Consider the following 12293-nt stretch of genomic DNA (forward strand, 5'->3'; position numbering starts at 1 on the left):
CTGTCTGGTTATGTCCGCGACAGCGACGGTTTGTGGCATCGTGCATCTACAGTGTTCATTGCCAGCAACGGCAACCCCATCAGTGTCAGCCCGACACCGATGGCCGCACTCAAACTCAACGGTTCACCGAACTGCAACCCTGCCCAGATCATCGTCACCGGCGGCGTCAGAAACAACGCGCCGCTGATGCGCTGGATGCTGAAGCGTTGCAAACACAACCAGTAAAATCCATAGCCGCCAAACGTTGCGAAAATCACCAACCACATCACACCACCGATAAAGCCAGCACTGGTCGGTGGAAGCAATTGTCCTTCCAGACTCGCCAACGCGGCAAATACCGGAATGACTGCGCAGACTTGAATGAACAGCCCAGTCGATGCGGACATCGGCGTTCCGGGCCAGCGCTTTTGATACAACGTCGCCGCCGCCATGGACAACACGGCCACTATCGGCAGGCTGTAAACCCACACGTCGGCGGTGTTCCATTCGACGCTGGCGCCGCTGGCCACCAACATGCCGAGCAGGCACAGCGCCAACCCCAACCATTGCCAGCCGCGTGTCCGCTGACCGGGCACGCTTGCCGCTAACACGACAATGGTCAGCGGTAACAGATTGGCTAACAGCGAGGCAGTACCCGGCGCAACACCCAGTTGAATTGAGGCGGCAATCGGCCCGATATAGCCGCCAATCGCGACCAACCCCAACAATGCCTGATGCACGGCATCCCGCCCGCGCAGCTGACGCAAACCCTTCCAGGCAAACGGCAGCAGGACGATTGCCGCAACGATGAAGCGCCAGAGCGAAGCGAGATAAACGCTGCCCTGATCGGCCACATAGCGGTAACCGATAAAACCGGAACTCCAACTGACGACCATGGCCAGCAGCAAAGCGGCGCTGGAGAAAGTGGAAAGGCGTGCAAGAGAAACGTTCATCGACTGGCACCTGACAGTGGGCTTGAATCGATGGTATGAATGAAGTCGCAATGCATTCAAACGATATGATTCGCACCACTGATGCAGGATTCCTGAACCATGGCTGAAACCCTCGACATCGAGCTGCTGCGTACTTTTCATGCGATTGTGCGCTTCGGACAATTCCTCGCAGCGGCAAGCTTTCTGAACAAAAGTCCTTCGGCGGTGAGCTTGCATGTTCGCCGTCTGGAAGCCCTGGCCGGCGGACGCCTGTTTGAGCGTGACAATCAAACCGTGAGCCTCACCCCACTGGGTCGACGATTTGCGCTGCAAAGCGCTGAACTGCTGCGGCTTCATGATCAGATGCTCGCCGGTTTCGTTACGCCGATGGCCAGTGGGCGCGTCAGGCTGGGCATTTCCGAGGAATACGCTGGCGCGATCCTCGGTTGCACGCTGCCCCATCTGGCAGCGGATTTTCCTCACATCGAACTGGAAGTGGAAACCGGTGCCAGCGGCCGCTTGAACAGTCGCCTCGAACGCGGTCAGCTGGACTTGGCCCTGCTCGTGGAACCGATTGACGGGCCAGCGGCGCAGTTACGCTGTGTCAGGACATTCGGCCTGACCCAACCGGTCTGGGTCGCCGCGCATGACTATGCTCAGGATCTCGGCAAACCGGTGCCGCTGGCATTGCATGGCAAGGGCTGCCCGTATCGCAGCGTGGCGGTTGATGCGTTGAGTCAGCGAGGGCGGCGCTGGCGCGCGGTGATCATGAGCGCTGGCGTCACCGCACTGGAAACCGCGATTCTGGCGGGCCTGGCCATCGGCATTGTTGATCGTGCTCAGGTGCGTCCCGGGATGAGGATGTTGACTATTGCCGAGGGATTTCCCGAATTGCCCGTGCATGAACTGCGACTGATGCGCGCGCCGGGCGAATTGAGCGAAGCGGGGGAGGTGCTGGTGGGATTGATCGGACATGGTTTTGAGCTTTAACAAGCCGATCACAGACAAAACACGCCGCCGACAGGCGCCAGACCTGCGTGCGCGACGCCGACCAATTCGGTTGGGATTAAAAATAGTCCTCGTCGGACCTTCAAGCAAAACGGGCGCCTTTCAGCGCCCGTGTTTATTCGTCAGTTCACGCATCAATCAAAAGCTCCGTTGAGAACCTCGTAGATCAGCCCTGTTGCCAGTGCGACGAGTATCAAATCCGTGCCTGCTTGCTGCCATTCATATCCATCGTAGTGGGGCAGTCTGCCGATCAGTCGGCCATCGAGTTTCTTCGCGATACCTGGCGGCAGCGGCTTGCCGCGCGCCAGGTTTTTCTGGATGCCGGGCGGAAGTGAAGCGCCACCGCTCCAATAGTCTCTGGAATCGCCAATGATCCCAAGGACGCTGCCCCGATTGACTGTGGGGCCATGATCCCGGTTTTCGCCGCCGGCGCTTTTGCCTTTGGCACCTTGGCCGCCCTGATTACCTTGCGAGTGATTTTTGCCGTTACCTTGGCCTTTTCCATTCCCTGGGTCGGCCATCGCATTGGCCGATCCCACAACCAGAGCAAGGCAGGTAATTGCTGACATCATCAAGCGTGTTTTGGACATGATCCGTTCCTTCAGACTGGATGAATAGCTTTGGAAAGAATAGACGTTCCTGGCACGAATGAATTCGATAGGCGAATTCACTCTTTCACCGGAATCAGCAACCGCTCAGCGCCGGCTGCGTGCGCTCGCCCGCGAAGAAAAACGGCCGCAAACGCACGCCCACGCTGTTGCCAATAAACGCCGCGACCAGCCATAACCAGCCATGCAGGCTGCCCGACGCGATACCACTGAAATATGCGCCGATGTTGCAGCCGTACGCCAGACGCGATCCATAACCGAGAAGCAGGCCACCGATCACTGCCGCGACCAGCGAGCGCGCGGGGATATTCAGGTTGGGGGCGAAGCGTCCAGCCAGGCCCGCAGCAAGCAGCGCACCGAGGATGATGCCGATGTCCATCACGCTGGTGATGTCTTCCCACACCGGCGCCGCCAAGGCTTTTGCATTGGCAGGCATCTGCCAGAACGCCCAGCTGCCGACATCGACACCCAGGCCGCTAGCCGTTTTCGCGCCCCACAAGGCGAAGGCCGACGTGATGCCCCATGGCCGTCCGGCCAATGCCAGCGTGGCGTAATTGAGCAACGCCAAACCGATCGCGCCCCACACCAGCGGCCATGGCCCGCGCAGGAAGCGACGCAGGCCTTTGTGTTCACTCTTCACGCCTTCTTCAAGCTGTCCATGACGCGACTTTTCCATTCGCACACTGACCGCCGCAATGATCGCGAATACCGTCAGGCTCAGGATCAGCGCCGGCACCACACCGAAGCTTTTGACGATAGACGTCGCCGGAAACGACGGCAGCGAAAACCACCAGTCAACGTGATGAGTGGCGATCAGCGAACCGCAAATAAAGAACAACAGCGTCACCAGCATGCGCGAATTGCCGCCGCCGACGGTGAACAGCGTGCCAGATGCACAGCCGCCACCCAGCTGCATGCCGATGCCGAAAATGAACGCACCGAAAACCACTGAAATCCCGGCCGGCGCTACCAGCCCGACCACCGGTTGACCGAACAATGTGCCCGCACCGAGCGCCGGGAAGAACAGCACCACGGCCAGCGCAAGCATCACCATTTGGGCCCGCAAGCCGGCGCCGCGCCGTTCATTGATAAACACCCGCCAGGCTGAAGTGAAACCGAAGGCGGCGTGATACAGCGTCAAGCCCAGCGCTGCACCGAGGATCAGCAACAGCACTTGGCGCGATCCGACACTGTTTTGCAGAAACGCAGCGCCCGCCAACAGCAGGACAAAAGCCACCAGCGGCGCGAGGGGACTGCGCGCGGGTGTCAGGGAAAGGGAACGGCTCATGAAAAATCCAGGTTCGTTTGATGTTGATTGAATGAGGCGCGGCTAGGCCAATGCCGGGGACGACGGGTGATTTTACGTCATCGTTCACCGGGTGAAAGCGGTTATTCGCCACGCAAACTCTGTTCAAGCCGAAACGATGCGAAAACCGGCACGCTGGGGTCTTATGGTGTTGTATTTTTGCGTAAATCGCTGTGGCGTGAAGCGGATGGTTGCACCAGTTGAACTATAAATTGACTGCTAGGTCAGGATATTCAGCTGTTCGGCTTCCAACATGAGGATTTTTCAATGCGTAACTACACACTTCACTACCTGTTCAATGGCCAACCCCGCTCGCATACTTTTGAACTTGAACAGCCTGATTTGACCGTTCACGATGCCGCCATGCATCTGCTTCAGCTGCATATCGGCGATGGTGAGAACAGCCTGTTAATGCCCAATGCCGAGGCGACGCCCACGGAGATACTGGCGCAGGCCGAGGTGGTGGGCCTGTCGGCTATCAGGATTGTCGATCAGCTCGATCAATGACAGGCTCGGGAACCGTTATCCAATGTACAACGCCGCAAAAACTTAACGTTTTGCGGCGCGATCGGACCTCTTTGAATATTCAAGGGGCGTCTTGGGTGATTCGTTTGATATCCAGGCGACCACAAGGAGGGCCGCTCAATTGCTCGCCCGTCTCCAGGCTGAATACCGAAAAATGCAGAGGACAAGTAATGCTTTTCCGCTGCTCATTGATCACCCCGTGAACCAGCCAACCCGCGCGGTGCGGACAGGTATGCGGTACCAGGTATTGCTGGTTATCGACGACAACCGTGAAGGTGCCGGGGCGATGAAACTCTTCAGATAGCTCGTTCAACAGCTCGCTCCTTGTCGAAGTGCGTCAGGCGTCGGGCCTTGTCAACGGCGCCGTCAAAGGCTGCATTAGTGATCTCACGCCCCATACAGATTCCGCGCCAGGCTTTGGCCGTGTCCAGGTCGCCGGTGGCATCCATCGCCTTGAGCAATCGCTGCCCTTCGATGGCATGAAACACGTCAATGTGGACGTGCTCGGAGTAGTACGCGTGAGCCTTGATCTGCAAACGATCACAGATCGCGGTGTAACACTCGAAGAAAAACGGTACGACCGTTTCGAAGTACGTAATCACGCCGGCAAAGTAGGAAGGGTCGTCCGCCCGCATCGTCAGCCAGCAAAACATGTTGGGGAAGGAAAACCCGGCGCTTGAGTTGGCATCGATGTAAAACGCCAGATCGGTCGGCATCTCGAGTTCTTTGAGCAAGTCGATGTACAGGGTGGTGTGCGAGCGCTTGAGATTCCCGGATCCGAACTCGTCGATCATCATCCGCAACATTGGCATTTGCGCGGCCAGGCTGAGTCTTGGCATGAGGTGGTAGAACACCTGCGCTTCGGTCAGCCCGTCGAGCGCAAATTCCTGAACCAGGATTTTGAACTCGTCGCGTGTCATATTTTCGGCGACGTACATCGCGCTGGGCGGCACCTCGCTGCGATCCAGCTCAACCAGGTCAGCCAATCGTTGACGCAACTCGGCAAGATTGCCAGGCCCATCGGCGGTCAACGTCTTGGCGATGGTCGATTCGATCCAGTCCCGTTCAAACTTCGCCACCCGGTGATTCAGAGGTTGCAGCTGCTGAATGCAGGCGCGATTGGCCAAGAACAATTCCCTCTGCAAATCGCTCATCGCTGCGTCTCCTTTTCAGGGAATACCCGGTCTGTGGTGATGACACCGCGGGCCTTGAGCTCCTTTTTGACCTGCGCGTACCAATCGTCGGCGCCCAGGTCAAAGTAACCGTTAAGCGTTTCGATGAGGTTGGCCACGGACTGCTGGCGTGCGGGTATCGCCAGGCGGCAAAGCCCGGGCTCAAGATTGGCCAGCGACACGACATTACCGTCGGTTTCCAGCTCTCGCGCCAGATCCATTTCCCACCCTGCAAAGTACGCCACGCCCTCCTTGCGCAACTGCTCGATTTGCGGCTGTGTGCGGGGCAGGGAAGGGGAGTCCTTGAGGCCTTTGACGCGGGGCAACCGAGCGATTGCCAACAACGTATCGAAGGTTTTTTCGTTACCGGACAACGCCGATTCGTTGTAGACGTAGATATCCAGATCGGTCGCGTCGTGAATTGTTTGGTAGTGGTCGAATATGTCCTCCTGGCGCGTTCCCGGGATAAACGGAGAGGTGAACATCACGCCGTGGGCGCCCATTTTTTGTGCCAGCAAAGCGTGTTCGAGCACTTCAGCTGTCGTCGTTCGTTCGATGCCGGCGATCACCTTTTTGCCCTGCGCGTTAGCGAGGGTAAGTTGCAGCATGCGCCGCCAGTTGTCTGCATCCAGGCGCCAGCCTTCGCCCGATGTGAGGCAGGGAATATAGCCATCGGCGAAAGGCTGAGAGCAATGCAATAACCGGCGCACGCTCGATTCACATATACGCGACTGATCATCGAGAGGGGAGATCAGCGGAATAAAGATCTGCTTACCAGACATGGTGGAAATCCTCTTGCTCGATCAGCATTTCGCGAGACTGCTCAAACAGACGCTGCAGGTTTTCGGGAAAGGCAGGCCCGGATGTCGAACGGGGAAACGGCTGCAAAAATGGCTTCAGTGCGTCCAGTTCAAGCAACTGTTCGTCGTGAGTGAAAAACGGCTGTTTGTGTTCGATCACCTGAGCGATGAGCAAGCGCTTTTCGACACTCAAATGCTGCCAGTCGGACGCCTGGCTGGCGCGCTTCAACACTTGATCGCTGTAGCCTTGGCGTTGAATGTCCATTTCCGAATGGAGGACGTCCATGAACGGATAATAGGCATCTTGCAGGTGGCGGCTTTTCTTCCAGATGATTGCATCGCAGATACCGATCTGGTCGAAACTCATCAGCACCTGGCGCTGGTAAAAGTTGTTGAAAAAACCCAGTGACCGGGCGCGCAGATCGGGATCGCCATGATGCATGCCCATGAAAACAGTGGCATCGATGAGCGGCAGGAGGGCATCAACCATGATAGTTCTCCAGTGCCAGGGCAATGGTTTGGACTGCGAGCTGGAACTCTTCAGGTTTGCGTGCCAAGGCCAGGCGAATGTATTTCTGCCCTGCCTGTGGATTGCTCCAGTAGAAGTATTTGCCGGGCAAAACGTAAACGTCATAGCGCGTCAGATACTCTTGAAGATGATCGGCCGAGATGTCATCGCGCAGGATCTCGAACCAGGCCACACTGGTTTCGACCTTAGGCTCCAGATAGTGCAAGAAGCTTCCCTGCAAATGACGCCGGGCGAACTTGCGATTGACATCAAGCACGCTACGAACCGACTCGAAGTCGTCGTCGCGACTGTCGTTGATGTATTGCGTCACGACATTGAGGATGAACGGTGAGACGTTCAGCAGAACACTGGTCACCAGGCTGTAGACGTCTGCGTTGATGTCTTCGCTGGACATGATCGTGGCGCACTTGGTGTCTTGCAGCGGCCACGTCTTGCCGGTGTCCTCCATGATGATGTACTGCGTGCCGATGTCATCAAGAATCCCATAGGCGTCAAACCGGCTGCCGCCGGCAGTCTTGATGAACGCGGCGAAGCAGAAATCCAGAATGAGCAGCTTGCCGTGATCCTTGCAGTAACGCGCCACCTCCACGAAGGTGTCCGCGCCCACGGCGAACATGCTTGAGCCGGTCGGGTTGTTAGGGTCGACGAGGAAAATCGCATCGACATCTGCCGCTGCAGTGCGCAGGTTCGCGTAGACCTCTTTCGATGAGCTGAACAGCGCTTCGTCGAGCGGCGTCAGCGGGACTTCCATGTGTTTGAGCAAGTCATGCAAGTTATCAAAGCACGGTTCAATCAGGCCTACGCGCATATTGCGTTTGCGCAAATAGGTGGCGGTGATATGCATGGCAATCGACGCCGCGTACACCAGATAGATTTCATCGTGGCGCTGGAGTGCATGATGCTGCCCGTGAAACGTAAAAAAAGCATGAATGAATTCTTGCTCGCTCTGATATTGGCTTTGCCCTTGAGCGCGGTACCAGAGTTCCGGAAGGCGATTCACGATCAACCTTTGGGTGACACTTTGATCCTGGTGTGTATGGGCATCTGCAAGATTGAAACGGGTTTTCAAGGCAGATATTTCGTGTTGGGTGATATCTTGCTTGGTTTGCAGGCGGCTACTTACGGCACTCATTTTATTATTCCTGGTTGAGTTGATTAGTCATCAGTCCGTTCTTAAGCAATCAGGCAGTTGGGCTTGGAACGCTTGTATGGTTATTGCTTCGGATTCGCTCTGCAACTGTACTTAAGTGCAAAATTAGTTAATGTTTTATGAATGATGGTCGAGTAATGGGGCGATCGTTAAGTTTTCATCCACCTGCACTTAAGTACAGTTGTTTTTTGATGATCTACTCGTCAGTCTGTATCGCTGTGCAAACGACTGTCTTGTCGGGCGAACTTCTTTAAATTGTGGGAACTGTATTGCGCATGAACAAAGTCAGCTTTTGCAGTGTCGACTACGCCAGCGCTTCGCCAGAACTGCTGGGTAATCTTTATGGATTAAGAAAGGAAGTATTTGCCGACCGCTTGAACTGGAAAGTTCACGTCCATGGCGAACATGAAGTAGATGAATACGACAATGCTTTTTCGACCTATCTGGTCGGGTCGTTTTTGAATGTTCCGCTGGCCAGCGTGCGTCTGATCAATACGGTACATCCTTATATGGTAGAGGGGCCGTTCCGCAGTTTCTTCACCCACGCATTACCCAAGCGCGGCTCGGTAGCAGAATCGAGCCGTTTTTTCGTGGACAAGACTCGCTCCCGGGCATTGGGGCTGGGGCGACTGCCACTGACGGAAATGCTGCTCTTGGCCATGCACAGTCACGCCGCCCGTTCGGGTCTTGATTCGGTCATTACCGTGGTCAGTCATGCCATGTCGCGAATCGTCCGCAAGGCCGGATGGCACTATGATGTGCTGGATGTTGGCGAGGCTTCACCGGGAGAGAAAGTGCTCCTGCTGGATATGCCGATCACCCTCGAGAATGATCGACGACTCAAAGAGGTCATTGAGTCGAAGAACGGGCATCCGTTGCACGAAGTGCTTGAGCTTGACTGCTCGCCGGGCGTGACGAGCGTGTCTACATGAGCATCGCAGGATCCAGCAACCCCAGGCTGACCGCCTTATAAACCGCCTGCTTGGCGTTGCACACCTGTAGTTTGTCGACAATATTGGACATGTGGAATTTCACCGTGCGAACAGAGATCGCATGGATCGCCGCTATTTCGCTATACGCCTTGCCCATGATGACCCATCTGAGAACCCCCATTTCCCGGTCGGACAGTTGGGCATCGCGCAGCTCAGGAAACAGGTCGCTCGGGCTGACACTGGCGGTCAGATCGTCATGGAGCTGTATCAGAGCCATCTGAATGGCGGCCGTCTGTTGTTCGATAGCGTGTGCAAATTCCGTTCTGTGCCGGCTATTGCTGCAAAGGCTGAGCGCCGCAAACAAGCCGTTTGAATCGTGCAGGCTGAAGGTGAAACCCGTTGAGATCCGATACCGTTGCGACAAGGCGAACACCTCAGTGCCTCGTCCCGGCTCTGAATGTTCGAGTGCCTCTTGCCAGGAAAACGGCGCGACGGATTTAAGACCATGAATGATAACCGGATCTATCAGGTGATAGTTGGCGGCCTTATAAGCATCGATCCAGTGTTTGGGGTAATTTGAAAAAATCCGTGGCTGGACCTGGTGCATCTTGTGCGTAATGAAATAAGCATAGTGGCACTCGCCCAATGATTTTAAATGCGGTTCAAGCAATCCTTTAAGTCGCTGATTAAGCTCGAGTCCATCATTGGTCGATGTGCGGGCATGAAAATTGTGCGCAGCCATAGAAATTCCTTTTTGTTATAACTTTCAGTCCTTGATGTGCCATGGCGGTATTTCAGGCCCGATTGATAGTCAGCTACCTAGGGTATGTAGTAAAGAAAAAAGGTCACTACGAAATCATATAAGGTGCAGTGCCGCCAGACTGTAAATAGTATCCGGCGGATGAGGTCCTTAAGATGTCAGCAGTCAACGGTATTCGCACAGTGCAGCGGTATACAGAATGCTCATTGATTCCTGTGCTCAACCGTTGAGGCCATTTGACATTAGTTGGGTTTTACAGTTCTCGATTCAAGTAGGCCAGCCTGGACTGCCGGACGGGATTCGATGAGCTGAAGCCACCGATTCAAATGAGTGAATGCCGAGATATCCAGCGCCAGTTCTTCATGAGTTCGAAGCCATGGGAAGGCGGCGATGTCGGCAATGGAATAGTGGTTCGAGGCCAGGTAACGGCTGGTGGCCAGTCTTTCATTCACCACACCATAAATTCGCAGTGATTCTTTGCGGTAACGCGCAATGGCCTCTTCGTTATGGGTCGTGCTGCCATGCAGAAACCACCAGAGTTGGCCCAGCATCGGGCCGATGGCTCCGACCTGAAAGAACAACCACTGCTGAACCGCAAGCCGGTCGGCAGGCAACTCAGGGTTCAGGAAATCAAACTTGTCGGACAGATAACCAAGGATCGCGCCCGATTCAAATACGCAAAGACCGGCTTGATGATCGACGATGGCGGGAATCTTCCCGTTCGGGTTGATCTGCAGGTATTCAGAGGAATGCTGCCAGCCTTTTCCCAGGTCGAGCTTGACCTGTTCGTAATCGATTTTTGCCTCTTTCAGGAAAATGCTGATCTTCTGCCCGTTCGGTGTATCAGCCGTGTAGAGGGTGAGGGAATGCGCTGTGGTCATGGCTCGTCTCCACTGATTGTAGTTGCAGTTGCAATCATGTTGAGGCGTGCAGTATGGTTCAAGAATGACGAAACGCACGGAGAGCTTCGAAAAATGATTGGTTTTTCCAGTTTCAGCAAAACTCAGGAAACCGGCCTGGCGGCTCAGGCCTGTATCGACAAGATCCGAAACCTTGCCCATCGGTTCGACGAAGAATGTTCTTCTCCGCTGTACACCATGATTGATATCGCCAATGGACTGGAAAAGGATCCGCAGATGAAGAAAAACGTCTGGGTGGTTCGATCCAACAAGCGAGCCAGGGTTGAAGGGACTCACTCAAGGATCAGCGCGTGGCCCCTGCGTTTCAGTCCGCAAGCGCGGGCCAGTGAACGGCCGCTGCTGTACCTGACCAGCTCAGCGACGTCCGCCGAGCTTTGCGCGTTGTCGACCGAGTCGGACGAGCGCGGAATTTTCTGCAACGACATCGAAACAATGCCCTCCACCTGGCCCAAGGGTGCCCATCCCTGGGTACCGATGTGGCTGGTCGCCAACTCGCGCTGTTTGCCTTTTGATCCTGCCAGCGGTGCCGAGGCACGCGCCATTGCGATCGAGGCGTTGAAGCGTCTGTATATCGACGGCAATGACGGCTTTTACTACATGGCGCTGCACGACGAACCCAACGATTTCATTGGGCCAATCAATGCGCTCGATGCCGGCGCCGCACTCAAGGGGATGTACCGGATTCGCGAGATTGCAGGCCCAGCCGATCAACCGCAGGTACGCTTGCTAGGCGCGGGCCTGGCCTTGCGAACCGTGGTGTCGGCGGCCCGGATTCTGCTGGATGATTGGGGTGTGGCCAGCGAACTCTGGAGCTGCCCCAGCTACACCCGCCTGGCGCGCGATGCCGACAGGGCGGCGCGCTGGAATCGACTGAATCCCGACTCGCCTCGGCGATCCTCGCATTTGCGCGACTGCCTGACTACCGAAGACACCCCGGTGATCGCCGTGACCGGCTATGCACAGCATGTGGCCGATCAGATTGGCGGGCACCTGTCGTGCCGTTTCGTCGCGCTCGGCGCTGACTCGATCAGTTCACTGGCGGCCCGTCCGGTGTCGGGCACCATTAATGAACACTGGATCGTCACCCTGGCTCTGCGCGCCCTGGCCGAGGACGGCATCCTTTCACCGGCACTCGTGGAGCAGGCCATGCGGCGGTATCTGCTGTGATGCAGTGATCACTTAGCTGGATCGTGCACTGTTACGTGCAGAAGAGGCCGCACGCTCCAGGGCGTCGCTGAAAAAACGTTGCTGCTCGGCATCGAATTGCGACAGAAAAAGTTCGTCGACGGCGCCTTCGTAAATCTTCCACATTTTTTTGCGCAGCATTTTTCCGCTCGGGGTGATGGTTGCGTAAGCGCCGCGTGCATCGTCACCGGCGCGGGTTCGCTCGACCAGGCCTTCCGCTTCCAGACGGTCGATCAAGCGCGTGAGGTTGTAGCGTTCGATGGCCATGACGTCGGCCAGTTCGTTCATGCGTCGGCTGCCACCGGCACCGCTTTCGATTCCCCACAGCGCATCGTACCAAGCGTAGGCGGGGAGCCCGGCCGCAGCGAGTCGGCGCTCGATTTCCCTGATCAGGCAGCGGTGCGCCCTGACGAATCTGAACCAGGTATCCGGCTCGTTTGTAGACATGAGTCACCTTTTTTCGCAAATAGATTTAGTTGCAATTGTA

At 56.2% G+C, this 12293-nt stretch carries 15 protein-coding genes; 4 read left to right on the top strand and 11 right to left on the bottom strand.

Annotated elements, in window-relative coordinates:
• Positions 1-8 precede the first annotated feature (8 nt).
• Positions 9-932 (bottom strand): DMT family transporter, encoded by a 924-nt coding sequence (locus tag GIW69_RS16775; RefSeq protein WP_236483917.1) that lies wholly within the window; start codon positions 930-932, stop codon positions 9-11.
• Positions 933-1031: 99 nt separating this feature from the next.
• Here GIW69_RS16775 and GIW69_RS16780 point away from each other — a divergent pair, with 99 nt between their 5' ends.
• Positions 1032-1901 carry a LysR substrate-binding domain-containing protein gene (locus GIW69_RS16780; RefSeq protein ID WP_236483918.1) on the top strand — a complete coding sequence of 290 codons (870 nt, stop codon included), beginning with the start codon at positions 1032-1034 and terminating at the stop codon, positions 1899-1901.
• Between the two features lie 152 nt (positions 1902-2053).
• Here the strand turns inward: GIW69_RS16780 and GIW69_RS16785 are convergent, their stop codons facing one another.
• Together GIW69_RS16785 and GIW69_RS16790 are read right to left on the bottom strand one after the other, a co-directional pair.
• Positions 2054-2509 (bottom strand): anti-virulence regulator CigR family protein, encoded by a 456-nt coding sequence (locus GIW69_RS16785; protein WP_236483919.1) that lies wholly within the window; start codon positions 2507-2509, stop codon positions 2054-2056.
• A 94-nt stretch (positions 2510-2603) separates the two neighbouring features.
• Complete coding sequence (locus GIW69_RS16790) at positions 2604-3815, bottom strand: YeeE/YedE family protein (protein ID WP_236483920.1); 1212 nt, start codon at positions 3813-3815, stop codon at positions 2604-2606.
• Positions 3816-4100: 285 nt separating this feature from the next.
• Here GIW69_RS16790 and GIW69_RS16795 point away from each other — a divergent pair, with 285 nt between their 5' ends.
• Complete coding sequence (locus tag GIW69_RS16795) at positions 4101-4340, top strand: hypothetical protein (RefSeq protein WP_236483921.1); 240 nt, start codon at positions 4101-4103, stop codon at positions 4338-4340.
• Between the two features lie 79 nt (positions 4341-4419).
• On the opposite strand, the gene GIW69_RS16800 is transcribed toward GIW69_RS16795, so the two are convergent.
• From GIW69_RS16800 to GIW69_RS16820, 5 genes are read right to left on the bottom strand one after another with little or no spacing between them, the layout of a single operon-like run.
• Positions 4420-4671: a Rieske 2Fe-2S domain-containing protein gene (locus tag GIW69_RS16800; RefSeq protein ID WP_236483922.1), complete on the bottom strand. Its 252-nt coding sequence runs from the start codon at positions 4669-4671 to the stop codon at positions 4420-4422.
• Positions 4655-5512, bottom strand: coding sequence for an iron-containing redox enzyme family protein (locus tag GIW69_RS16805; RefSeq protein ID WP_236483923.1), 858 nt, complete (start codon positions 5510-5512; stop codon positions 4655-4657). The genes GIW69_RS16800 and GIW69_RS16805 overlap by 17 nt, the downstream gene beginning before the upstream one ends.
• Complete coding sequence (locus tag GIW69_RS16810) at positions 5509-6312, bottom strand: dihydrodipicolinate synthase family protein (RefSeq protein WP_236483924.1); 804 nt, start codon at positions 6310-6312, stop codon at positions 5509-5511. Before GIW69_RS16810 ends, GIW69_RS16805 begins: the two co-directional genes overlap by 4 nt.
• Entirely contained in the window at positions 6302-6820 is a 519-nt protein-coding gene (locus GIW69_RS16815; RefSeq protein WP_236483925.1) for a DUF6190 family protein, read from the bottom strand. Before GIW69_RS16815 ends, GIW69_RS16810 begins: the two co-directional genes overlap by 11 nt.
• Entirely contained in the window at positions 6813-7991 is a 1179-nt protein-coding gene (locus GIW69_RS16820; protein WP_236483926.1) for a pyridoxal phosphate-dependent aminotransferase, read from the bottom strand. The genes GIW69_RS16815 and GIW69_RS16820 overlap by 8 nt, the downstream gene beginning before the upstream one ends.
• Before the next feature lie 293 nt (positions 7992-8284).
• Here GIW69_RS16820 and GIW69_RS16825 point away from each other — a divergent pair, with 293 nt between their 5' ends.
• Positions 8285-8941 carry an acyl-homoserine-lactone synthase gene (locus GIW69_RS16825; RefSeq protein WP_236483927.1) on the top strand — a complete coding sequence of 219 codons (657 nt, stop codon included), beginning with the start codon at positions 8285-8287 and terminating at the stop codon, positions 8939-8941.
• Here GIW69_RS16825 and GIW69_RS16830 read toward each other — a convergent pair.
• On the bottom strand, positions 8934-9683 hold the full coding sequence (locus GIW69_RS16830; RefSeq protein ID WP_236483928.1) for a LuxR family transcriptional regulator: 750 nt from the start codon (positions 9681-9683) through the stop codon (positions 8934-8936). The two genes, GIW69_RS16825 and GIW69_RS16830, sit on opposite strands and share 8 nt — an antisense overlap.
• A 260-nt stretch (positions 9684-9943) precedes the next feature.
• A complete protein-coding gene (locus GIW69_RS16835) occupies positions 9944-10582 on the bottom strand; it encodes a glutathione binding-like protein (protein WP_236483929.1) in 639 nt (212 codons plus the stop codon).
• On the opposite strand from GIW69_RS16835, the gene GIW69_RS16840 reads away from it, so the two are divergent.
• Positions 10568-11788: a transketolase-like TK C-terminal-containing protein gene (locus GIW69_RS16840; RefSeq protein ID WP_496570930.1), complete on the top strand. Its 1221-nt coding sequence runs from the start codon at positions 10568-10570 to the stop codon at positions 11786-11788. The two genes, GIW69_RS16835 and GIW69_RS16840, sit on opposite strands and share 15 nt — an antisense overlap.
• 12 nt (positions 11789-11800) lie before the next feature.
• Here GIW69_RS16840 and GIW69_RS16845 read toward each other — a convergent pair whose 3' ends face one another.
• Positions 11801-12253, bottom strand: coding sequence for a MarR family winged helix-turn-helix transcriptional regulator (locus GIW69_RS16845; RefSeq protein WP_236483930.1), 453 nt, complete (start codon positions 12251-12253; stop codon positions 11801-11803).
• Between the last annotated feature and the right edge of the window lie 40 nt (positions 12254-12293).

The organism is Pseudomonas syringae (genome assembly GCF_021605415.1).
Classification (GTDB): Bacteria; Pseudomonadota; Gammaproteobacteria; order Pseudomonadales; family Pseudomonadaceae; genus Aquipseudomonas; species Aquipseudomonas syringae_S.